At 26.9% G+C, this 1,830-nt stretch carries 1 protein-coding gene; it reads left to right on the top strand.

The features are described 5' to 3' along the window. Window positions 1-1,830, top strand: a 1,830-nt coding sequence (locus tag V7083_RS23695; protein WP_335482678.1) for a hypothetical protein, incomplete at both ends; no start/stop codon positions are given.

Here is a 1,830-nt window from a genome sequence, read left to right as displayed (position 1 = left end):
GTTTAGGGATAATATCGTTTTTTCATACCCTACCTTATAAAAATAGACAATTACTTGAACCAATAATAAACGAATTTAGAATTAATTATTATGAATTTGTAGAGACAATAGAGAAACTTGAAAAATGGGAATTGGTAGAAATACAGTATGATTATGTGAAGGTACCCGAACAAAATATATCGAATTACTTTTTCTACTTGGCTTTTATTGATAAAGATTATTTATCTTTTGAACTCTTGCTTGAAAAATTTTATGCAACAAATGCGGAACGAGTTAAAGAGTGTGTAATTGCTGCAAATAATTCGTTTGGAGCAGAAAAAGTAATGGGGAAAGTAAGGCCATCACTTATAAATTATTTAAATAGTAAAATAAGCCCTGAACAAAACTTGGAATTCTTAAAGGTTTTTTGGTTTTATTTACAAAATGAGGCATTAGAATACTTATTTGAAACAATAATGAAATTGCCTGATGTAAATGTTAAAGAATACAATACATCTTATGAAAAAAATCAATTTGATTATAATAAAAACGATGTAATTGAGTTATTAGGGAATTATTTTAAATTCATCCCAATGGAATTAAAAAGCAGCATTGAACTAAGTTTTGACTTTGTCAGAAAACAACCCCAACATTTGCCGGAGTTAATAAACAAAATTCGTGAAGCCTTTTCATTTGAAATAGAAGATGAACGCTATGATTATTACAGACAGCTAACATTATTCGAGTTAATAATAGATGGAGTAAAGAAAGGGGATGCTTTATATTCTGTTGCATTTTATGAATTAGCTAAGACTATCCTCCGATTTACTTTTGATGTTTTCAAGGCTGAAAGAGGGGATAAAATCACATTTTATAAATATGAATTACCTAATATAGAAAAAATGAAAGTGTTTAGAAAACATATTTGGGATGCTGTAAATAATCATTTCGATAAAAATAATATTATGAGTTTAGATTTATTAGTAACTTATTGTGAAGAGTATACAAATAATGAAGAAGTTGCTTCTTACGATAAAGGGTATATCCTAATCCTAATTGAAAAGTATTTAGATCCGGAGATTTTGGAACATTGTATACTTGTACAGAAGTATATAAGATTTTTAAACAGAAATTCAATAACTAATGATACTGATATAGAGAAACTAAAAGCTAAGTATATTAATGACCTTTATGAAATGTATTTAAGAATAGATTGGGACAGAATTCGTGATAAAGATATGTATGATTTTGATGATTATACAGAGTACGAATATTTAAAGGAACAAGAAATACGGAAGTCGTTCTTGTTTCACTCTTCAAAAGAAGTATCGAATTTCTTTGAAAATTATCTTTACCTAACTGGTTTTATAAAAAATCCTTGGAATCAAAATAGGGTGTTAGATATTGTTGTTGATGAAAATTTCAAACACAAAAGTCAAATTGGACACACACTGCTTGAGTTAATAATTGAGAAAAATAGTGATTTAAATTATGTGCCTTATTTAGTGTTTAAAAATCACTTAAATAAATCGAATCTAGTAAAAGAATTTCTAAATTTCATAGAAGAAAGATCATTCAAGTGCAGATTAAGATGGGTACTTTCTTTTTATGAAAATCTAGACCCGTCATATTTGGAAATAAATCAAGTTAACCGATTTATTGAACTAATAAAGAATATAGATGAAACTGTATATATTTATTTAGAGAATTTTTCACATCTACAAAATATAAAAGAAGATTTTTATAAAGATCTATTAGAGACAGTAACTATAGAAAATAGAGAAAGAATTAATAAAATACGAATTGAATGTAGAGACGATTCTCTGCTCTCATATCTGGACTCTATTAATA

This window comes from Bacillus sp. JJ1764, from assembly GCF_036962145.1.
Lineage (GTDB): Bacteria > Bacillota > Bacilli > Bacillales > Cytobacillaceae > Neobacillus.
This window is presented reverse-complemented; position numbering and strand designations above follow the sequence as displayed.